Annotated in this window: 18 protein-coding genes; 6 read left to right on the top strand and 12 right to left on the bottom strand. The window is 73.6% G+C overall.

What is annotated here, in order from left to right:
• Positions 1-88: 88 nt before the first annotated feature.
• From rpsI to Q2K19_RS14985, 6 genes are all read right to left on the bottom strand, one after another.
• The gene (gene rpsI / locus Q2K19_RS15010) at positions 89-553 is read right to left on the bottom strand and encodes a 30S ribosomal protein S9 (protein WP_030501567.1); all 465 of its coding nucleotides are present in this window, start codon (positions 551-553) and stop codon (positions 89-91) included.
• A 20-nt stretch (positions 554-573) separates the two neighbouring features.
• Complete coding sequence (rplM, locus tag Q2K19_RS15005; RefSeq protein WP_091262713.1) at positions 574-1017, bottom strand: 50S ribosomal protein L13; 444 nt, start codon at positions 1015-1017, stop codon at positions 574-576.
• Positions 1018-1209: 192 nt separating this feature from the next.
• Positions 1210-2580, bottom strand: coding sequence for an MFS transporter (locus Q2K19_RS15000; protein WP_302771575.1), 1371 nt, complete (start codon positions 2578-2580; stop codon positions 1210-1212).
• Positions 2581-2702: 122 nt separating this feature from the next.
• Positions 2703-2996: a hypothetical protein gene (locus Q2K19_RS14995; protein ID WP_302771573.1), complete on the bottom strand. Its 294-nt coding sequence runs from the start codon at positions 2994-2996 to the stop codon at positions 2703-2705.
• Positions 2986-3246, bottom strand: coding sequence for a DUF6364 family protein (locus Q2K19_RS14990; RefSeq protein ID WP_302771572.1), 261 nt, complete (start codon positions 3244-3246; stop codon positions 2986-2988). The genes Q2K19_RS14995 and Q2K19_RS14990 overlap by 11 nt, the downstream gene beginning before the upstream one ends.
• A gap of 128 nt (positions 3247-3374) precedes the next feature.
• Positions 3375-4070: a class I SAM-dependent methyltransferase gene (locus tag Q2K19_RS14985; protein WP_302771571.1), complete on the bottom strand. Its 696-nt coding sequence runs from the start codon at positions 4068-4070 to the stop codon at positions 3375-3377.
• 146 nt (positions 4071-4216) lie between these two features.
• Between Q2K19_RS14985 and Q2K19_RS14980 the strand changes: the two genes are divergently transcribed.
• The 5 genes from Q2K19_RS14980 to Q2K19_RS14960 are packed head-to-tail and all read left to right on the top strand — an operon-like array spanning position 4217 to position 11837.
• Entirely contained in the window at positions 4217-6376 is a 2160-nt protein-coding gene (locus tag Q2K19_RS14980) for a molybdopterin oxidoreductase family protein (RefSeq protein ID WP_302771570.1), read from the top strand.
• Complete coding sequence (locus tag Q2K19_RS14975) at positions 6373-7809, top strand: FAD-dependent oxidoreductase (protein WP_302771568.1); 1437 nt, start codon at positions 6373-6375, stop codon at positions 7807-7809. The genes Q2K19_RS14980 and Q2K19_RS14975 overlap by 4 nt, the downstream gene beginning before the upstream one ends.
• Positions 7810-7858: 49 nt before the next feature.
• Positions 7859-10405 carry a nitrite reductase large subunit NirB gene (gene nirB, locus Q2K19_RS14970; RefSeq protein ID WP_302771566.1) on the top strand — a complete coding sequence of 849 codons (2547 nt, stop codon included), beginning with the start codon at positions 7859-7861 and terminating at the stop codon, positions 10403-10405.
• The gene (gene nirD / locus Q2K19_RS14965) at positions 10402-10749 is read left to right on the top strand and encodes a nitrite reductase small subunit NirD (protein WP_302771565.1); all 348 of its coding nucleotides are present in this window, start codon (positions 10402-10404) and stop codon (positions 10747-10749) included. The genes nirB and nirD overlap by 4 nt, the downstream gene beginning before the upstream one ends.
• The gene (locus Q2K19_RS14960) at positions 10749-11837 is read left to right on the top strand and encodes a uroporphyrinogen-III synthase (RefSeq protein WP_302771563.1); all 1089 of its coding nucleotides are present in this window, start codon (positions 10749-10751) and stop codon (positions 11835-11837) included. Before nirD ends, Q2K19_RS14960 begins: the two co-directional genes overlap by 1 nt.
• A 19-nt stretch (positions 11838-11856) precedes the next feature.
• Here the strand turns inward: Q2K19_RS14960 and Q2K19_RS14955 are convergent, their stop codons facing one another.
• The 5 genes from Q2K19_RS14955 to Q2K19_RS14935 form a co-directional block, all read right to left on the bottom strand.
• Positions 11857-12474 (bottom strand): GTP-binding protein, encoded by a 618-nt coding sequence (locus tag Q2K19_RS14955; RefSeq protein ID WP_302771562.1) that lies wholly within the window; start codon positions 12472-12474, stop codon positions 11857-11859.
• Positions 12455-12817 (bottom strand): DUF742 domain-containing protein, encoded by a 363-nt coding sequence (locus Q2K19_RS14950; RefSeq protein ID WP_302771561.1) that lies wholly within the window; start codon positions 12815-12817, stop codon positions 12455-12457. Before Q2K19_RS14950 ends, Q2K19_RS14955 begins: the two co-directional genes overlap by 20 nt.
• A 68-nt stretch (positions 12818-12885) precedes the next feature.
• Positions 12886-13293, bottom strand: coding sequence for a roadblock/LC7 domain-containing protein (locus Q2K19_RS14945; protein ID WP_046567138.1), 408 nt, complete (start codon positions 13291-13293; stop codon positions 12886-12888).
• Positions 13290-16289, bottom strand: a complete 3000-nt coding sequence (locus Q2K19_RS14940) for a sensor histidine kinase (RefSeq protein WP_302771558.1) — start codon at positions 16287-16289, stop codon at positions 13290-13292. The genes Q2K19_RS14945 and Q2K19_RS14940 overlap by 4 nt, the downstream gene beginning before the upstream one ends.
• Before the next feature lie 117 nt (positions 16290-16406).
• Positions 16407-17243: an IS5 family transposase gene (locus tag Q2K19_RS14935; RefSeq protein ID WP_302767336.1), complete on the bottom strand. Its 837-nt coding sequence runs from the start codon at positions 17241-17243 to the stop codon at positions 16407-16409.
• Positions 17244-17674: 431 nt separating this feature from the next.
• On the opposite strand from Q2K19_RS14935, the gene Q2K19_RS14930 reads away from it, so the two are divergent.
• Entirely contained in the window at positions 17675-18856 is a 1182-nt protein-coding gene (locus Q2K19_RS14930; RefSeq protein WP_302771556.1) for an ABC transporter substrate-binding protein, read from the top strand.
• 176 nt (positions 18857-19032) lie between these two features.
• Here the strand turns inward: Q2K19_RS14930 and Q2K19_RS14925 are convergent, their stop codons facing one another.
• Positions 19033-19869, bottom strand: coding sequence for an ABC transporter permease (locus Q2K19_RS14925; protein WP_446839810.1), 837 nt, complete (start codon positions 19867-19869; stop codon positions 19033-19035).
• Positions 19870-19880 lie beyond the last annotated feature (11 nt).

Below are 19880 nucleotides of genomic sequence, written 5' to 3'. Positions count from 1 at the left end.
GAGGAGAAACGCGGAACGGCCGGGCCACCTCCCCGGTCGAGGGAGGCGGACCCGGCCGTCCGTCAGGAGTACAAGGCGCTGGTGGTGATCAGCGCTTCGAGTACTGAGGAGCCTTACGGGCCTTCTTGAGGCCGTACTTCTTGCTCTCCTTGACCCGGGCGTCACGGGTCAGGAAGCCGGCCTTCTTCAGGGCCGGGCGGTCGTCCGGCTCGCTGACGATCAGCGCCCGGGCGATGGCGAGGCGCAGCGCGCCGGCCTGGCCGGTGGTGCCGCCGCCCCGCAGGTTGGCGATCACGTCGAAGGCCTCGGCCTTCTCGGCGGTGACCAGCGGGTCCTTGATGAGCTGCTGGTGCACCTTGCTCGGGAAGTAGGCCTCGAGGTCGCGGCCGTTGCAGGTGATCTTGCCGCTGCCGGGGACGATGCGAACCCGGACGATGGCCTCCTTGCGCCGACCCACGGTCTGGATCGGGCGGTCGCCACGAGGCGCGCGGGCGACGGGCGCCGGCGCCTCGGTGGCCTCGGGGGCAACCTCGGTGGCGGTGATGTCGGTCATGCTGCTTCCTTCGCCCGCGCTCACTGCGCGATCTGCTTGATCTCGAACGGCACCGGCTGCTGCGCGCCGTGCGGGTGCTCGGCACCGGCGTAGACCTTCAGCTTCTTGAGAATCTGGCGGCCCAGCTTGTTGTGCGGGAGCATGCCCTTCACGGCCAGCTCGATGGCCCGCTCGGGCCGCTTGGTCAGCAGCTCGTCGTAGCCGACCTGCTTCAGACCACCCGGGTAGCCGGAGTGGCGGTAGGCGATCTTGGTCTGGCGCTTGTTGCCGGTCAGCGCGACCTTGCCCGCGTTCACGATGACGACGAAGTCGCCCGTGTCGACGTGCGGCGCGAAAGTCGGCTTGTGCTTGCCACGCAGCAGCGTGGCGGCGTGGGTCGCGAGGCGGCCCAGCACGACATCAGAGGCGTCGATGACGTGCCACTGACGCTCGATCTCACCCGGCTTCGGGCTGTACGTACGCACAGGTCTACCTTGTCTCGTCGTCGGTCTGGGGTCGCGCGCCGAGGTGACCAGGCGCGCACGAACGACCAAGCGTACCTGATGCGGCACGCCTAAGAATGTCGTACAACAGCAGGCAACGATACCCGGCCGCCCGGCGGCAGGTCAAAACGGGGTGTCACCCCGCGTGGCCTGCGCCTTTCCCCATGGCGGAGGTCACACGCCGGTCAGCTTACGCGGCCCCGGCCGCAGATACACCGCCCAGGTCACCAGGAAGCAGAGCGCGTACCAGCCGATGAAGGCCAGGTAGGCGGCGTCGGCGGTGCCGGCGGCCAGGAACGACTGCCGGAAAGCGACGTTCACCAGCACCCCGCCCGAGGCGCCCACCGCCCCGGCGATACCGATGAGCGCCCCGGAGAGCCGCCGGGCCCGCCGCTCGGCCGCCGCCCGGTCCCCGGTCAGCTCCGCCTCGGCGGCGGCCCGGGCCCGGAAGATCGCCGGGATCATCTTGTACGTCGACCCGTTGCCGATGCCGGAGAAGACGAAGAGCGCCAGGAACCCGGCCAGGTAGAGCGGGAAGGAGCGGTCCCGGGCCGCGTACAGCACCAGCCCGGCGCCGGTGGCCATCGCGACGAAGTTCCAGAAGGTGACCCGGGCGCCGCCGAGCCGGTCGGCGAGCTGGCCGCCGAGCGGCCGGATCAGCGAGCCGATCAGCGGTCCGAGGAAGGTCAGCCAGGCGGCGTCGACCGCGGTCGGGAACCGGTCGTGGAACTGGAGCTGGAGCACCTGCCCGAAGGCGAAGCCGAAGCCGATGAACGAGCCGAAGGTGCCGACGTAGAGCAGGGACATCACCCAGGTGTGCGGCTCGCGGGCCGCCGCGCGCAGCGCGCCGGGCTCGTTGCGCGCCCCGGGGACGTTGTCCAGCCAGCGCGCCGCGGCCAGCGCCGCGAGCACGATCAGCGGCAGGTAGACGGCGGGCACCAGCCGGGGGTACGCGGCCCCGGCGGTGGCCAGCACCGCCAGCCCGACGAGCTGCACGGCCGGCACGCCCAGGTTCCCGCCGCCGGCGTTGAGGCCGAGGGCCCGGCCCTTGAGCCGCTCCGGGAAGAAGAGGTTGATGTTCGCCATCGAGGAGGCGAAGTTGCCCCCGCCCACCCCGGTCAGGCAGGCCAGCACCATCAGCGTGGCGTACGACACCCCGGGCTCGATCAGCAGGGCCATCGGCATCGCCGGCACGAGCAGCAGCAGCGCGCTCACGATGGTCCAGTTCCGCCCGCCGAACCGGGCCACCGCCAGGGTGTAGGGCAGGCGCAGCACCGCGCCCAGCGCGGCCGGCACGGCGGTGAGCAGGAACTTCCCGGCCGGGTCGATGCCGTAGTCGGGGCCCAGGAAGAGCACCGTCACCGACCAGAGGCTCCACACGGAGAAGCCGACGTGCTCGGCGAAGATCGAGACGTACAGGTTGCGGCGGGCGACCGGGGCGCCGGTGGTCGCCCAGAACCCGGAGTCCTCGGGGCGCCAGTCGGTGATCGGCCTCCGGCGCCCGGCGGCGGCCGGGGTCGGGGTGGGGGAAACGAGCGTGCTCACGGCGACTCCTCCTCGTCGGCGACGAGGGGGACGCTAGGAACGGGCGGTTTCCCGGCCGTGCCCGGCGCGGGTCGTTCCGGAAACGGAGCTCGCACGTCCGCCGGGAACCGGCGGTGAGCCGGTCAGAGCTCCTGGAGGATGCGCAGCGCCCGCCCGACGCGCTGCATGGTCTCGGTGTCGGCCACGTCCACGCACTCGGTGAACCACTTCTTCATCGGCGAGGAGAGCCGATCGGGCATGACCACGTAGCCGCCCATCGGCACGGCCAGCGGCGAATCCCGCAGCAGCGACTCCTCGACCACCTCGGCCACCATGACGATCGGCACGTCGGTGGAGTTGTAGACGTCGGAGCTGATCACCAGACCGAATCGTTCCCGGGCGCCGGAGATGCGCCAGACCTCTCCCCTACGCAGCACGCGGGCGCCCGCCGCCGAAGAGGGCGTCGTCGACGATCGCGGCCTCCTGGGCGTCGGCCAGCGCGGCGGACTCCAGGTCCAGGCCGGCGCGGGCGACCGCCTCGGCGTGCGCGGTGAAGACCTCGCGCAGCGCCTTCTCCCGGGCGGCCTGGTCCATCCAGGCGGAGAGGGAGAGCCCTTCCCGCTTGGCGAACCGGCGCGCCTCCTCGATCGTCTCGTCGGAGAACGACAGTGTCACCTTGGCGGTCATGCCGGAGAGATTACCCACTGGTATGACCAGTAGTCATCCCCGCTCGCGCCGGCCGGCGAACCGGACAAGCCGCCCAGCTGGCCCTTCGACCGGGAAGAGCGGTCAGCCGCGCCGGTCCGGCGCCGCCGTCAGGGGCGGCGACCGCCGAAGACGGCGAAGCGCCACTCCTTGAAGAAGCAGTCGACGTCGGCCAGCCCGGCCGCGGAGAGCCATCGGCACTGCTCGGCCACCGGCGCGGGCCGGTCGTGCCGCATCCGCTCCCGGGCCGCGGCGATCTCCTCGGCGGCCGAGCCGAGCGCGGTGATCCTGGCGGTCCAGACCTCGTCGTAGCGCCGGTCCAGGGCGGGGGTCGGGCCGGCCACCTGCTCGGCGTTGACGAAGACCCCGCCGGGCACCAACGCCTCGGCGGCCCGCCGGTAGAGCGCCCGCTTGCCGTCGTCGTCGAGGTGGTGGATGGCCAGGGCGGAGACCACCGCGTCGTACCGGCCGGCGGGCAGCGGGTCGGTGAGGTCGGCGAGCACCGTCCGGTGCGGCACGTCCCGGGCGGCCAGGTGGCCGGCGGCCACCGCGAGCATGCCGGGCGCGGCGTCGACCAGGGTCAGCCGCACCCCGGGCACCGCCGCGGCGAGCAGCAGGGAGAGCAGCCCGGTGCCCGCGCCCAGGTCCAGCACCTCGGGGGTACGCCCCGCCGCGAGCGCGGCCCGCAGCGGCGGCGCGGCCACCTCGACCGCCGTGCCGTAGAACGCGTCGAAGCACGGCACCAGCCGGCGCCGGGCCTCGTCGTAGCTTCCCGCCACCGCGTCGAACGCGTCCGCCACACTCATCGGGTCTCCCAGTATTCAGGATATGTGTCCCACATTCTAAACCCGGCGGTCCGGTCCGTCACTCCCGTGCGGGGTGAGGTGCTCTTGACAGGGCCGAAACAGAAGGGACCCGGACCGGAAACCGCCCGGCGGCACGCTCTTCGGACATGACGCACGGTGCACGGATGGCGACGGGACCGGAGGCCCACCCCCGGGAGGCGGCCACCCACTGCCCGTACTGCGCCCTCCAGTGCGGCATGGTGCTGCGCGAGACCGACCGGCGGGTCGAGGTCCTCCCCCGGCAGTTCCCCACCAACCGGGGCGGCCTCTGCCAGAAGGGCTGGACCGCGGCCGAGCTGCTCGACCACCCGGACCGGCTGACCACCCCGCTGCTGCGCGACCGGCCCGGCGCCGAGCTGCGGCCGGCGGGCTGGGACGAGGCTCTCGACCGGGTGGCCGCCGGCCTCCGCGCCGTCCAGGACCGGTACGGGCGGGACGCGGTCGCGGTCTTCGGCGGCGGCGGACTGACCAACGAGAAGGCGTACGCGCTCGGCAAGTTCGCCCGGGTGGCGCTGGGCACCCGGCACATCGACTACAACGGACGCTGGTGCATGTCCTCGGCGGCGGCGGCCGGGCTGCGCGCCTTCGGCGTCGACCGGGGACTGCCCTTCCCGGTGGCGGACCTCGGCCGGGCCGACACCCTGCTGCTGGTCGGCGCGAACCCGGCCGAGACCATGCCGCCGCTGATGCGGCACCTCGCCGACCAGCGGCGCCGGGGCGGCCGGCTGATCGTGGTCGACCCCCGGCTCACCGCCACCGCCCGCCAGGCCGACCTCCACCTGCAGCCGCTGCCCGGCACCGACCTGGCGGTGGCCAACGCGCTGCTGCACATCGCCCTCACCGAGGGCTGGCTCGACCGGGCGTACGTGACCGAGCGCACCAGCGGCTTCGACGAGGTGCGCCGGACCGTGGCCGGCTGGTGGCCGGCCGAGGTGGAACTCCTCTCCGGCGTGCCGGTGGCCGACCTGGAGGCGACCGCCCGGGCACTGGCCACCGTGGACCGCGCGGTCATCCTCACCGCCCGGGGCGCCGAACAGCACGCCAAGGGCGTGGACACGGTCACCGCCTTCATCAACCTGGCGCTCGCCCTGGGGCTGCCCGGCCGCCCCGGCTCCGGGTACGGCTGCCTGACCGGCCAGGGCAACGGACAGGGTGGCCGGGAACACGGGCAGAAGGCCGACCAGCTCCCCGGCTACCGGCGGATCGACGACCCGGCGGCCCGCGAGCACGTGGCCGGGGTCTGGGGCGTGGCGGCCGACGACCTGCCCGGGCCGGGCGTGCCCGCGTACGCCCTGCTGGACTCGCTCGGCACCGCGACCGGTCCGCGGGCGCTGCTGGTCTTCGGCTCCAACCCGGTGGTCTCCGCGCCCCGCGCGGCCCGGGTCGAGTCCCGGCTGCGCGACCTGGACCTGCTGGTGGTGGCCGATTTCCTGCGCTCCGAGACCGCCGAGCTGGCCGACGTGGTGCTGCCCGTCGCCCAGTGGGCCGAGGAGGACGGCACGATGACCAACCTGGAGGGTCGGGTGCTGCGCCGCCGCGCGCTGCGTCAACCCCCGCCCGGCGTCCGCACCGACCTCGCCGTCCTCGCCGCCCTCGCCGCCCGCCTGCAAGGAGGGGCCCCTTCTTATCGGGAAATGCATAACAAGGGCCCCCGCCAAACACCGGAGGAGGCGTTCCCGAGCGATCCGCGGGCGGTGTTCGCGGAGCTGCGGCGGGCCTCGGCCGGCGGGCCGGCGGACTACGCCGGGGTGACCTGGGAGCGGATCGACCGGGACGAGGGGGTCTTCTGGCCCTGCCCGGCGGAGGACGCCCCGGACACCCCCCGGCTCTTCGCCGATTCCTTCCCCACCCCGGACGGCCGGGCCCGGTTCCACGCGGTGACCCACCGGCCGGCCGCCGAGCCGGTCTGCGCCGACTACCCGCTCCACCTCACCACCGGCCGGGTGCTCGCCCAGTACCAGTCCGGCGCGCAGACCCGGCGGGTCGCCGCGCTGCGCCGGGCCGCCCCCGGCGGCTTCGTCGAGCTGCACCCGGACCTGGCCGACCGGCTCGGCGTGGCCGAGGGGGACGAGGTACGGGTGCTGTCCCGCCGCGGCGAGCTGCGCGCCCCGGCCCGGCTCAGCCCGGCGATCCGGCCGGACACCGTCTTCGCACCGTTCCACTGGCCGGGCGCGGCCCGGGCCAACTCGGTCACCAACGACGCCGTCGACCCGGTCTCGGGGATGCCCGAGTTCAAGATCTGCGCGGTCCGGGTGGAGCGAGCATGAGCATCGTCATCGTCGGCTACGGCATGGCCGGGGCGCGGGTCGCCGCCGAACTGCACGCGCGGGACGGGGACCGCAAGGTCACCGTGCTCGGGGCGGAGCCGCACCGGGCGTACAACCGGATCATGCTCGCCACCCTGCTCGCCGGGAAGATCGACGAGCCGGACGTGGCGCTGACCGAGGTCGCCGGACAGGCCGTGGACGTGCGGACCGGGGTGGCGGTCACCGCGATCGACCGGGCCGCCCGGGAGGTACGCACCGCCGACGGTGACCGGCACCGCTACGACCACCTGATCCTCGCCACCGGCAGCCAGGCCGTGGTGCCGCCGCTGCCCGGGCTCGACCCGCTGCCGGACCGGGTGGTGCCGTTCCGCACCCTGGACGACTGCCGGCGGATCCGCACCGCCGCCCGGGACGCCCGCCGCGTCCTGGTGCTCGGCGGCGGCCTGCTCGGGCTGGAGGCGGCCCGCGGGCTGGCCACCCGGGGGCTGGACGTGACCGTCGTCCACCCCGTCGGGCACCTGATGGAACGGCAGCTCGACACGGCCGCCGGGGCGGTGCTCGCCGGCACCCTGGCCGGGCTCGGCGTCCGGACCGCGCTGGCCGCCCCCGCCGTGGCGGTGGCCGCCGACGCCGACCAGGTCCGCCTGGATCTCGCCGACGGTCGCGCGTTCACCGCCGACCTGCTGGTGCTCTCCTGCGGCGTACGCCCCGACACCGCGGTGGCCGCCGCGGCCGGGCTGGTCGTGGAGCGGGGCGTGGTGGTGGACGACCGGATGCGGACCAGCGACCGGCACATCTCCGCGATCGGCGACTGCGCGCAGCACGACGGGACGCTGACCGGGCTGGTCGCCCCCGCCTGGGCACAGGCCCGGGTGGTGGCCGAGGTGCTCTCCGGCGGCGACCCGCTCGCCCGGTACCGGCCCCGGCCGGTGGTGACCCGGCTCAAGGCGGCCGGCATCGACCTGGCCGCGATGGGCGACGCCACCGGCGTACCGGCCGACGGCGGGCCGGTCGAGGAGCTGACCTTCGCCGACCCGGCCCGCGGCACGTACGCCCGGCTGCGGATCCGCGACGAGCGGCTGACCGGGGCGATCCTGCTCGGCGACAACCCGGCCGTCGGCACCGTGGTGCAGCTCTTCGACCGGGGTGCCCCGGTGCCCGCGGACCGGCGATCGCTGCTGCTCGGGCGGGCGTTCGGCACCGCCCCGGCCACCCCGGCCGCGTCCCCGGCACTGATGCCGGACGCGGCCACGGTGTGCCAGTGCAACGACGTCAACAAGGGCGCGCTGGTGGCGTGCTGGCGCGCCGGCGCGCGCAGCGTCGACGAGCTGTCCACGGCGACCCGGGCCGCCACCGGCTGCGGCGGCTGCCGGGACGCGGTGGCCGGCATCGCCGGCTGGCTCGCCGAGGCGGACCCGGTGGCGGCCCGATGACCGGACGCGCCCGGGCAGGTGACGGGACCGACCGCGTGGAGGTGACGCGATGAGCGAGCGGAGCGAGAGCGGCGGCAGGCTGGTGGTCGTCGGCAACGGCATGGTCGGGCAGCGCTTCGTCGAAGCGTTGCGAACCCGGGACCACGACCGGCGCTGGCGGGTCACGGTGCTCGCCGAGGAGCGGCGGCCGGCGTACGACCGGGTGCGGCTGTCGGCCTTCCTCGACGGGGTGAGCGCCGAGGAGCTGAACCTGCACACCCCCGACGCCGGGGTGGAGCTGCGGCTGGGCGAGCCGGCCCTCGGCGTCGACCGGGGGCGGCGGGTGGTGCACACCGTGACCGGCGAGCACCCGTACGACGCGCTGGTGCTGGCCACCGGCTCGTCCGCCTTCGTCCCCCCGGTGGCCGGCACCGACCTGCCCGGGGTCTTCGTCTACCGGACGCTGGACGACCTTTCCGCGATCCGGGCGCACGCGGCGGGTCGGCAGACCGGCGCGGTGATCGGCGGCGGGCTGCTCGGCCTGGAGGCGGCCAACGCGCTGCGCCTGCTGGGGCTGGCGACCAGCGTGGTCGAGTTCGCGCCCCGGCTGATGCCGGTGCAGGTGGACGAGGCGGGCGGGGCGATGCTGCGCCGCTACGTCGAGGAGCTGGGCGTGACCCCGTACCTCGGGGTGGCCAGCAGCGCGCTGCGTCCCGGCCCGGACGGCACGGTCGCCGCGCTGGAACTCGCCGACGGGCGCACGATCGACGCCGACCTGGTGGTGGTGGCCGCCGGCATCCGGCCCCGGGACGAGCTGGCCCGGGCGGCCGGCCTGCCGCTCGGCCCGCACGGCGGGGTGCTGGTCGACGCGACCTGCCGGACGGCGGACGAACGGATCTGGGCGGTCGGTGAGTGCGCCGCCGTGGACGGCACCTGTCACGGCCTCGTCGCCCCCGGGTACGCGACCGCCGAGGTGGTCGCCGACCGGCTGCTCGGTGGGGCGGCCACCTTCCCCGGCCCGGACACCGCGACCAAGCTGAAGCTGCTCGGGGTGGACGTGGCCTCGTTCGGCGACGCGCACGGCACCACCCCGGGCTGCCTCGACGTGACCTTCACCGACCCGGTCACCCGCTCGTACGCGAAGCTGGTCCTCTCCGACGACGCGCGCACGCTGCTCGGCGGCGTGCTGGTCGGGGACGCCGGCGCCTACCCGACGCTGCGGGCGAGCGTCGGCGGGCCGCTGCCCGCTCCCCCGCTGGCGCTGCTGGCCCCGGCCGGCGGTGCGGGCGCCGGGGCCGGCGCGCTGCCGGCCGCCGCACAGGTCTGCTCCTGCAACGCGGTGACCCGGGCCGACCTGGACGCGGCGATCGCCGGCGGGGCGACCGACGTGCCCGCGCTGAAGGCGTGCACCCGGGCCGGGACGAGCTGCGGCTCATGCCTGCCGATGCTCAAGCAACTCCTCGACGCGGCCGGGGTGCGGCAGTCCACCGCGCTCTGCGAACACTTCGATGCCAGCCGGCAGGAGCTGTTCGACCTCGTCCGGGTCCGCGGCATCCGCACCTTCTCGCAGCTCATCGCCGAGCACGGGCGGGGGCGCGGCTGCGACATCTGCAAGCCGGTGGTCGCCTCGATCCTCGCCTCGCTGGGCACCGGGCACGTGCTCGACGGCGAGCGGGCCTCCCTCCAGGACACCAACGACCACTTCCTGGCCAACCTGCAGCGCGACGGCAGTTACTCGGTGGTGCCCCGGATCCCCGGCGGGGAGATCACCCCGGAGAAGCTGATCGTGATCGGCGAGGTGGCCCGGGACTTCCAGCTCTACACCAAGATCACCGGTGGGCAGCGGATCGACCTGTTCGGGGCCCGGGTCGAGCAGCTCCCGCAGATCTGGCGGCGGCTGGTCGACGCCGGGTTCGAGTCCGGCCACGCGTACGGCAAGGCGCTGCGCACGGTGAAGTCCTGCGTCGGCGAGACCTGGTGCCGGTACGGGGTGCAGGACTCGGTCGGGCTCGCCGTCGCGCTGGAGCTGCGCTACCGGGGGCTGCGCGCCCCGCACAAGCTCAAGTCGGCGGTCTCCGGCTGCGCCCGGGAATGCGCCGAGGCGCGCGGCAAGGACTTCGGCATCATCGCCACCGACACCGGCTGGAACCTCTACGTCGGCGGCAACGGTGGCTTCCGCCCCCGGCACGCCGACCTGTTCGCCACCGATCTGTCCACCGAAGCGCTGATTCGGCTGATCGACAGATTCCTGATGTATTACATCCGCACCGCCGACCGGTTGCAGCGCACCGCCGCCTGGATCGAGGCGATGGAGGGCGGCCTGGACCACCTCCGGTCGGTGATCGTGGACGACGCGCTCGGGCTCTGCGCCGAACTGGACGCGGCGATGGCCCGGCACGTCGCGTCCTACTCGGACGAGTGGCGGGACGTGCTGGAGGACCCGGAGCGGCTGCGCCGCTTCACCTCCTTCGTCAATGCCCCCGACGTGCCCGACCCGTCCATCACGTTCGCCGTCGAACGGGGGCAGCCCGTGCCGGCACGCGGGGCGCCGCCGGGCGCCGGCGCCGACCGCAGGCGCCAGCCGGTCCCGCTCGGTCTCCCGGAGGTACGCCGATGACCGCCTCGATCACCCTCGACTGGACCCCGATCTGCCCGGTGGACCGGCTGGAGCCCGACCGTGGGGTGGCCGCGCTGGTGGACGGGGTGCAGGTGGCCCTCTTCCGCACCGGCGGCGAGCTGTACGCGGTCGACAACCTCGACCCGGTCGGCGGCGCGCAGGTGATGTCCCGGGGGATCGTGGGCAGCCGCGGCGGCCTGCCCACGCTCGCCTCCCCGCTGCACAAGCAGGTCTACGACCTGACCACCGGGCGGTGTCTGGACCTCCCGGGCGTGGCGCTGCGGCGGCACGAGGCGCGCTGCCGGGACGGGCTGGTCGAGGTGCGGTTGCGACAGGAGGAGTGATGCGGGAGGAACTGGCCGGCTTCACCATCGGGGTCACCGCGGACCGGCGGCGCGACGAGCTGGCCGCGCTGCTCCAGCGGCGCGGCGCGCGGGTGGTGCTCGCCCCCGCCCTGCGGATCGTGCCGCTGGCCGACGACACCGACCTGCGCGAGGCCACCCGGGCCTGCCTCGACCGGCCGCCGGACGTCCTGATGGCCAACACCGGCATCGGCATGCGCGGCTGGCTGGAGGCGGCCGAGGGGTGGGGGCTGGCGGAGCCGCTGCGCGGCGTGCTCGCCCGGTCGTACGTGGTGACCCGCGGCCCGAAGGCCACCGGCGCGATCCGGGCGGCCGGCCTGCGCGAGCACTGGTCCCCGGCGTCGGAGAGCTGCGATGAGGTGATCGACCACCTGGTTCGGCGGGGAGTGGCCGGCCAGGTCGTCGCCATGCAGCTGCACGGCGAGCGGCAGCCGGAGTGCACCGAGGCGCTGGAGGCGGCCGGCGCCACGGTGATCGAGGTGCCGGTCTACCGGTGGGCGCCCCCCACCGACCCCGCCCCGCTGCACCGGCTGATCGACCTGGTCGCGGGACGGCTGGTCGACGCGGTCACGTTCACCTCCGCCCCGGCGGCGGAGGCGCTGCTGCGGGCGGCCGGGGACCGCACCGAGACGGTGCTGGCGGCGTTGCGCGGTGACGTGCTGGCCAGTTGCGTCGGCGCGGTCACCGCCGAGCCGCTGGTGCGGCGGGGGGTGCCGGTGAGCGCCCCGAGCCGGGCCCGGCTCGGCGCCCTGGTCCGGACGATCGTCGACGAGTTGCCCCGGCGGACCGTCACCGTGAAGGCCGGCGGGCACCTGCTGACCCTGCGCGGGCACGCGGCCGTGGTGGACGGCGAGCTGCGGCCGCTCGCCCCGGCCCCGATGGCGGTGCTGCGGGCGCTCGCCGCGGCGCCCGGGAAGGTGCTGTCCCGCACCGCGCTGCTGCGTACGCTGCCCCGGGGCGCCGACGAGCACGCGGTGGAGATGGCGGTCGCCCGCCTGCGGGTCGGGCTGAACGCCCCCCGCGTGGTGCAGACCGTGGTCAAGCGCGGCTACCGGCTGCGGGTCGACTGACCCGCCGCCGGGCGGAGGATCAGCCGACTGGGGCCGCGAAGCCGTGCTCGGCCTGGAGGCGGAGCATGGCGTGCTCGACGACGGTCACCAGGACCTGCTTGACCGACTCCCGCTGCCGCGCGTCGCACATCACCAGCGGTACGTCCGGCGAGATCGCCAGCGCCTCGCGGACCTCCTCCGGCTCGTACTGGGGCGCGCCGTCGAACCGGTTCAGCGCCACCACGTACGGCAGGTTGCGGTTCTCGAAGTAGTCGAGCGGGGCGAAGGCATCGGTGATCCGGCGGGTGTCCACCAGGACGGCCGCGCCCACCGCACCCCGGATGATCTCGTCCCACATGAACCAGAAGCGGGTCTGACCGGGCGTGCCGAAGAGGTAGAGGATCAGGTCCTCGGCCATGGTGATCCGGCCGAAGTCCATGGCGACCGTGGTGGTCTCCTTGCCGGGCACCTTCGACGGGTCGTCGATGCCCACGCCGGCCGCGGTCATCAGCGCCTCGGTGGTCAGCGGCGTGATCTCGGAGATCGCACCGACCATGGTGGTCTTGCCCACCCCGAAGCCGCCCGCGATCACGATCTTCGCGGAGATGATCTCCCGGCTGCGGTTCGCCCCGGCGGGGTCATAGTTCGCGAAGTCCACTTAGCACCCTTCCAAGCAGGTTCATCCGCGCCGCGAACCCCGTCGCGGGAGCGGCAGTGTGTAGCGTCAGCAGGCCCTCGGCCACCATGTCGGCGACCAGCACCCGGGTGACGCCCAGCGGCATCCGGGTGTACGCGGCGATCTCCGCGAGCGACTGCGCCCGGCCCTCGCAGACCGTGGCGATGCGGTACTTGTCGTGCCCGGCGAACCGCGCCTCGGCCGACTGGGTCGCGGTGCAGGACAGCACCGCCTCCAGCGCGATGTTCTGCAACGGTTCGGTGCGGCCACGGGTGACCGCGTACGGTCGCACCAGCGCCCCACGCGGGTCCCGCCGTGGTTCCATCTCGCGATCACCTCCCCTCGTCCGGAGCCGGGCCGGCTCCGGATCACCCAGTCACACCCGACGCCCGGTCAGGACCGGACGGCGTCCCTCGGCAGCGGCGACAACGCCTGGCCGACCCGCTCCACCAGCAGCGCCATCTCGTAGCCCACCTGTCCGACGTCGCAGCTCCGGGCGGCCAGGACCGCCATCGAGGAGCCGTCGCTGATCGACATGAGGAAGAGGTATCCGCTGTCCATCTCGATCACCGTCTGGAGGACCCCGCCGGCGCTGAACATCCGGGCGGCACCCTCGGTCAGGCTCACCACGCCGGAGGTGATCGCGGCGAGCTGGTCGGCCCGGTCCGCGGGCAGGTCCCGGGAGGAGGCGAGCAGCAGCCCGTCGGCGGACACCGCCACCACGTGGGCGATGCCCGCCACGCTGTCGGCGAAGTTGGTGAGCAGCCAACCCATGTCCTGCATGGCCGCTGGCCTGTTCATCGGTTCGTCTCCTTGGTCGAGGTGCTGTTCAGGTCCGCGCCGGCCGTCCGCCCCCGCTGTACCCCGCGGTGGTAGGCCGACAGCAGGCCGCGTACTTCGTCCGGCGTACGCCGGGTGACGTCCCGGCCGCCCTTCTGTTCGATGCCGCCGGGCACCAGCTGGGCCTGCGGCACCCGCTTGGGGAGGCCGGAGCGGGTGGTGCCGCCGTTGGTGGGCTCCGCGGCCCGGTTGGCCCGGGACCAGCCCTCGTCCGCCGCCGTCCGCCAGGCGTCCGGGTCGGTCGCCGGCGGGGGTACCGCGGCGGCGGGCGGCGCGGACGGCACCGGCGGCGGATTGTACGGCGGCGGCGTGGTCACGCCGGCGGCCTGGGCTCCCGGGGTCCGGGTCGGCAGCGGCGGCGGCGTGGCCGCGGCGACCGGCTGCGCCGCCGGCTCGTCGTCGAACCGCGGGCGGGCGAAGATGGTCGTCTCGTCCTCCCCGTGCGACCGGAACCAGACGGCCTCCATCTCCCGGAAGATCGGGGCCTCGGCCCGGTGGGCCGCCACCGGTGCGGCCGGCGCCGGCGCGGTCTCGACGGGCGGCGGGACCGCCGCGACCGGCGCATACGCCGCTGGAGGGAAGGTCGGCGGCGCGAGCGGAGCGGGGTCGACCGCCCCGCCGGCCGGGGCCCGCTTCGGCAGCGGGTCGCGCGCGGGGAACGCCGGACCCGGCGTGCCCAGGCCGTAGCCGGCGCCGGAGACCGGGGTGGCCGGGGCGGGCGGCGCGGACGCGACCGGGACGGTCGGCAGGCTCGGCAGGGCGCCGGCCACCCCGCCCAACTGCACGGCCGGACCGGTGTCCCGCGCCTCGGTGGCGGCCTGCCAGCGGGCCGGCGGCGGGGCGGCGGTCTGCCACTGGTCGGTCAGGGTCGCCGTGGCGCCCCGCCCGGCCAGCGGCTCGACGGCGGCGCCGAGCTGGCTCAGCGGGGACTGCTCGACGGCGAGCGGCTGGCGCGGCCGGGTCAGCGGGGCCTGGCCCCGGTTGGCCGGCAGCACCACCGCGGAGTTGGGCAGGGTCACCTGGGCGACCGTGCCGCCGTCGACGTTGCGCCGCAGCTCGACCCGGATGCCGTAGCGGGAGGCGAGCCGGCTCACCACGGCCAGACCCATCAGCCGGAACGCGGCCACGTCGACGGTGGGCGGGGCGGCCAGCCGGCGGTTCAGCGAGTCGAGCTGCTCGTCACTCAGGCCCAGACCGCGGTCCTCGACCTGGATCAGCACATAGTCGCGGATCCGCCGGCCGTCGGCGACCACCGTGGTGTTCGGCGGCGAGAAGCGGGTGGCGTTGTCCAGCAGCTCGGCGACGAGCCGGACCACGTCGTTGACCGCGTGCGCGGCGACCGAGATGTCGGTGTCGACGGTGCCGAACTCGATCCGGTTGTAGAGCTCCACCTCGGACTGGGCGGCGCGCAGCACGTCGACCAGGAGGGCGTCCTCCCGGCGCGGGACGGCCGAGTCGGCACCGGCCAGCACCAGCAGGTTCTCGTCGTTGCGACGCATCCGGGTGGCCAGGTGGTCGAGCTCGAAGAGCTGGGCCAGCCGCTTCGGGTCCTCCTCGCCACGCTCGATCGCGTCCAGCTCGCCGATCATCCGGTCGACCAGGCTCTGCGACCGGCGAGCCAGGTTGAGGAACATCGCCGAGACGCTGGTCCGCAGCGCGGCCTGCTCGGCGGCCACCCGGACCGCCTCCCGGTGGACCACGTTGAACGCCGCCGCCACCTGGCCGACCTCGTCGCGGTTGGTCAGCCTGATCGGGTCCCGGACCTGCTGGACGATCTCGTCGACGCCACCGTCGCCGATGGCATTGACGCTCTGCAGCCGGCTCACCGCGTCCGGCAGGTCGTGGTTCGCCACCGCCAGGGCACCCTCGCGCAGCCGGCGCAGCGAGTCGTTCAGCGAGCGGGCCAGCACCACCGCCAGCGTCACGGCGATCAGCAGCGTGACCAGGACGAGCAGGCTCTCCAGGACGGCCTGCCGGATGACGTCGGTCCGGACCGCGTCGGCATCGGCGAGCAGCCGGTCCTGGAGCTGGATCTCGGCCCACCGCATCAGGTCGGCGACCGCGCCGATGGCCGCCGCGGCGTCGTCCCGGCCGACCAGCGGGGACTGGTTGACCGAGCGGGACAGGTCGTTGGCGACCCGGTCGGCGAGCTGCACGGCGTCACCGGAGACGGTGCCGTCCACCAGGGCCCGCTGTGCCGGCTCGGCGGCACGGGAGAAGGAGAGCAGCGCCTCCTGCTGGCCGGTCAGGGTGGCGACGAAGGAGGAGAACTGCTCCTCGTCGAACTGGCCGGTGGCGAGGGCGGTGAAGGCGACCGCCTGCTCCTCGGCGACCTCCGCCTTCGCGTGGGAGAACGCGGCCACCGCGCGGCGGGCGTCGGCGATGCCCTCGGCGCCGGGCTGCTGGGCCAGCGTGTCGCCGTACGCGACCAGGTCGTTGACGATGATGCCGTAGCGCAGGCTGGCCTCGGCCACCGGCATCTGCTGCCGGTCCAGCACCTCCTGGCGGGTGCCGTTCAGCGTGGCCAGGTGGTCCTCGATGACCGTGAGCCGGTCGGTCACCGAACGGGGCACGCCGCCGAGCTTTCCGCGCTCCTCCCGGTACGCCGCGATCCGCTCGTCGGTGCGCCGGACCCGCAGGTTGTAGTCGTCCGGCTTCTGGTCCGGCGCGGCCAGGTACGCGGCCGCTGCCATCCGCTCCTTGTGCAGGTCCTGGGCGAGCGCCGAGACGTCGATCGACAGCGCGGTGAGCGACCGGATCCGGGTGGCCTCGTACGCGCCCTCGCCGACCGAGACGAGTCGGATTGTCGCCAGTGCGATAACTGCGGCGACCGGAACGACCAGGATGAGGGCGAGCTTGGAACGGATCCGCGCGTCACGCAGCCGAGGAAGTCGCCGTCGCCGGTTTCGCTGGTCGGCGCCGGGACTCTCGGGCAGGGTCGTAGGTCCGGTGCTCACGACATCGCCTCCGTCGTTTCTTCCACGGCTGACCCACCGACCCGTGCCTGGCGCGGCGGGCGGCGCCGCGCGCGGCACGGCCGCGATTTCATCAGAGCGTGTTTGAGAGGGACTTGATCAGGTCCAGATGAAGGTGCGCTTTGCCTGCCGTCGGGCTGGTCGGCCGCGGGTGATGCGGCGGGTCATGCCGGCGATGGCGGCCCACCTGACGATGCCTTCGGAGGTTTCAGGGTGGCGTTCGTAGTCGCGGGCCAGCCGGCGGCAGGCGGTGAGCCATGCCAGGGTCCGCTCCACGACCCACCTGCGCGGGTGCACGGCGAAGCCCCGCTGCTCAGCGGGCTTGCGCACGATCTCCAGCGTGATTTTCAAGGTGTCGCGGGTCCAGTCGACGAGACGGCCCGCGAAGCCCTGGTCGGCGAAGACGTGCCGGATCGGGGTGGCCAGATAAGCGCCGAGCAGGGCCGTCTTCGCGCCGTCGCGGTCCTGCCACGACGCGGCCATCACCGCCACGGTGACCAACAGCCCGCCGGTATCGGTGATGATGAACCGTTTCCTGCCGTTGACCTTCTTACCCGCGTCGTAACCACGCGTCTGCTGCCCGACGGTGTCGGCGCCCTTCACCGACTGCGAGTCGATGATCCCCGCCGACGGCTCCGGATTCCGCCCGTCCTGCACCCGCGCCTTGACCCGCAGCGTGGCCAGCAGGTTCTCGGTCACACCGGCGTCCTCCCAGCGCACGAAATACCAGTACACCGTCTGCCACGGCGGCAGATCCGCCGGCAGGTACCGCCACGGACACCCCGAGCGGACCACGTACAAGATCGCGTTGACGATCTCCCGACGAGGGTGCTTCTCCCGCCGCCCGTCCGTGCTGGGCTCCGGCAACAACCCTTCGATCAACGCCCACTGGGCATCGGTCAGGTCCGACGGGTAACCACGACGAGGCGACGACACCCAGACACCCTGCCCGCCCCGGCGGCCATCGTCACGCCGCCACACCGTCCACACCCGGCCTTCTCAAACACGCACTCAGACGAGGTGCTGTTTGGGAAGCCGCAGTGAGACCGGAAACGGTCGGCGGCGACTCAACCAGTGCAGCAGTCAACTAATGCCTTCATTTTTTCGGGCCCCTGAACAGGGGATGTAACTCCAGAGTGGTCGGTCGCATCTGCGCAGTAATTGCAAGTTAACGTTTCGTGTCCCCAACATGTGGGACGGGTGTCCCGAAACGGCGCACCGCGTCCGCGCTTGACCACACGGCCCGGCATTGGCAAGGTTTTGCAGGCTTCGCGCACACCGTACGGCACACCAATCTCGTTCCTCCACTGAGGACGGATGAGCGGCGGTGATCGGGCGTACACCCGCGCCACACCTGGAGGACTGAGTTGAGCCCCATCCGCTCCGCGAGCATCGCGGCGCTCGCATCGGCCGTGCTGGCCACCACGCTCACCGGCTGCCAGTTCGGCGGGGAAAAGCAGGACAGCAGGCCCATCGTGATCGCTGCGGACCTCGAACTTTCCGGCGCATCCGCAGCGATCGGCAAGGTGTACCAACGGGCCCTCGAACTGAAGGTCGAGCAGTTGAACTCGTCCGGCGCGCTCGGTGCCCGGAAGATCGAGCTCAAGGTGAAGGACAACCGATCCGACGCCGCCGAGTCGTTGCGCAACATCAACGATTTCAGCGGCGACTCGCGGGTCAGCGCCATCATCATGGGCGGTTGCAACGAATGTGCGGTCGGCGCCGTCCGCACGATCGGCGAGAAGCACATTCCGACCGTCGCGCTCGCTTCCTCCGGCGCGATCACCGAACCGGTCGCCGAACGCCGGTACGTCTTCAAGCTGGCCCCGAACGCGGCCGACAGCGCCGCAACGCTCACCGCCGAACTGAAGCGACGCGGCATCGCCAAGGTGGCCGTGCTGCACAGCGCCGACAGCTACGGCGAGGAGGGGCTGACCGCCCTGCGCGGCGAGTTCGACAAGGCCCGCATCCGGCTGCTCCGCGCCGAGGCCGCGCGCACCACCGACACCGACGTGAGCGGCCAGGTCGGGCAGCTGGTCGACCGGAAGCCCGACGCGCTGATCGTCTGGACGCCGCCGGAGCAGGCGGCGCTGGCCGCCGCCAACGCCCGGCAGAGCCGCTTCAGCGGCGACCTGTTCTTCGACGCCTCGGCGGCCGGCGACCTCTTCCTCGGCGCCTCCGCCCGCTCCGCCGAGAAGGCGACGCTGATCTTCACCCAGACCATGGTGATCGACGACGTCATCGCCACCACCCCGGCCAAGGCCGCCCGGCGGCAGTGGTTCCAGGATTACACCGCCCGCTTCGGCGGCTACAACGGCTTCTCCTCGTTCGCCGCGGACGCGGTCCAGCTCATCGCGGACGCCGAGCTGCGCAGCGGCGACGAGTCCGGGACGGCGCACCGGGACACCCTGCGCGACGTGCTGGAGACCTCGCAGCTCGACGGACTCTCCGGGCCGATCCGGATGACGCCGGACAACCACTCGGGATTGATGCCGCAGGCGTTGACGACGCTCGTGGCGCGTGGGGGTCGCTGGCGTCTCGCCGGCTAGTGGTTGGGCTTGGGGGTGTGGCCCCACCGCAACCGGCTCCGGGCGGTCAGGCTTGATCCCTCCGCCGGTTGCGGTGGGGCCACACCTTCGGTGGTGCCGCGCCGTCCGTCCGCTTCTGTGGACCTCGGGTGTCTACGGTCAACGCCGGGTCCACTGTCGACTGGTTGCCTTGCGGGTCATCTGGCGGAGGTGGTGGCTCGGACCCAGGGGAGGGCCAGGCGTTCGAGGAGGGTCAGGGCGGAGTAGAGCAGGATGCTCATCAGTGCTACCAGCACGATCGCCGCCCACGCCGTCGCGATGTCGCCGACGCCGTTGTACTGGAGAATCTGGTAGCCCAGCCCGGGCTTGTCCGAGTAGAACTCCCCGATCACGGCGCCGATCGCGGCGAGCGGCATCGCCACCTTCAGTCCGACGAAGATCTGCGGCAGGGCGGCGGGGAAGCGCACCTTCCGGAACGCCTGCCACCACGACGCGTTGAGCGAGCGGGCCAGGTCGGCCATGTCGGCGGGGGTGGTGGTCAGCCCGGTCGCGGTGGACAGCACGATCGGGAAGAAGCAGAGCAGAAACACCATGGTCAGGATGGGTTTCTGCCCCCAGCCGACGGCGACCACGAGCAGCGGTCCGAAGGCGATCTTCGGCACCGCGTTGACCGCCACCAGCAGCGGCGCGAACATCCGCTCCACCCGGCGGGAGGCGGCCAGGGCCATCCCGATCAGCACGCCGGCGACCGACGAGAGCAGGAAGCCGAAAAGGGTCAGCCAGATGGTGATCCCCAGCGCCGGCAGGAGCACGGGCAAGCTGGCGGTCAGCCCCTGCCACACCGCCTGCGGCGGTGGCAGCACTGCCGGGTGGACCAGGTGCAGTCCCGAGCTGACCAGCCACCAGGCCGCCACCGCGATCACCAGCCCGAGCGCTGGCAGCCCCACCGCCGGGCGTACGCCCAGCCGGCGCGGAACGGTCGCGGTCTGCGCCGACGGGTGCGGCGCCGGTGCCCCGGCGCGGGTCCCGGTCAACTGCGTCAACG

It is taken from the genome of Micromonospora sp. NBRC 110009, assembly GCF_030518795.1.
Lineage (GTDB): Bacteria > Actinomycetota > Actinomycetes > Mycobacteriales > Micromonosporaceae > Micromonospora.
This window is presented reverse-complemented; position numbering and strand designations above follow the sequence as displayed.

Bases quoted from the DNA above. Each gene is read 5' to 3' on its own strand.
- nirB (WP_302771566.1), top strand. From the start codon at position 7,859: ATGAGCGAGCGGAGCGAGAGCGGCGGCAGGCTGGTGGTCGTCGGCAAC.
- nirD (WP_302771565.1), top strand. From the start codon at position 10,402: ATGACCGCCTCGATCACCCTCGACTGGACCCCGATCTGCCCGGTGGAC.
- Q2K19_RS14950 (WP_302771561.1), bottom strand. From the start codon at position 12,817: ATGGAACCACGGCGGGACCCGCGTGGGGCGCTGGTGCGACCGTACGCG.
- Q2K19_RS14990 (WP_302771572.1), bottom strand. From the start codon at position 3,246: ATGACCGCCAAGGTGACACTGTCGTTCTCCGACGAGACGATCGAGGAG.
- Q2K19_RS14985 (WP_302771571.1), bottom strand. From the start codon at position 4,070: ATGAGTGTGGCGGACGCGTTCGACGCGGTGGCGGGAAGCTACGACGAG.
- rpsI (WP_030501567.1), bottom strand. From the start codon at position 553: ATGACCGACATCACCGCCACCGAGGTTGCCCCCGAGGCCACCGAGGCG.
- Q2K19_RS14975 (WP_302771568.1), top strand. From the start codon at position 6,373: ATGAGCATCGTCATCGTCGGCTACGGCATGGCCGGGGCGCGGGTCGCC.
- Q2K19_RS14945 (WP_046567138.1), bottom strand. From the start codon at position 13,293: ATGAACAGGCCAGCGGCCATGCAGGACATGGGTTGGCTGCTCACCAAC.
- Q2K19_RS14980 (WP_302771570.1), top strand. From the start codon at position 4,217: ATGACGCACGGTGCACGGATGGCGACGGGACCGGAGGCCCACCCCCGG.
- Q2K19_RS14960 (WP_302771563.1), top strand. From the start codon at position 10,749: ATGCGGGAGGAACTGGCCGGCTTCACCATCGGGGTCACCGCGGACCGG.